Source organism: Streptomyces sp. P17 (genome assembly GCF_032436805.1).
Classification (GTDB): Bacteria; Actinomycetota; Actinomycetes; order Streptomycetales; family Streptomycetaceae; genus Streptomyces.
Genome location: NZ_JAVRBF010000729.1, coordinates 1 through 277, shown reverse-complemented (window position 1 = coordinate 277; position 277 = coordinate 1). Strand labels below are relative to the sequence as shown.

The following is a 277-nucleotide window of genomic DNA, read 5'->3' as shown; positions in this document are numbered from 1 at the left end:
GCCTCGGTCACCGGTCGCGTCGGTATCGGTGCGGTCAGCACCGGCTTCGCCATCGACGTGGCACTGACCATCTCGCTGCCGGGCGTGCCCGCCGTGCAGGCCGAGGATCTGGTGCGCAAGGCGCACATCGTCTGCCCGTACTCGCACGCTACCCGTAACAACATCAATGTGGCGCTGATCGTTGCCTGAGAGAGCAGGCCGCAGCGGGTGACTGCCTGCTGCGGCCAAAGGGCCGGGTTACCGGTCCAGATCGTGCCAGTCGTGTGGCGCGGCGGCC

General features: G+C 68.2%; 1 pseudogene. It reads left to right on the top strand.

What is annotated here, in order from left to right:
• A pseudogene (locus tag RMT89_RS42750) lies at positions 1-189 on the top strand (organic hydroperoxide resistance protein); the annotation flags it as partial.
• Positions 190-277: the final 88 nt, after the last annotated feature.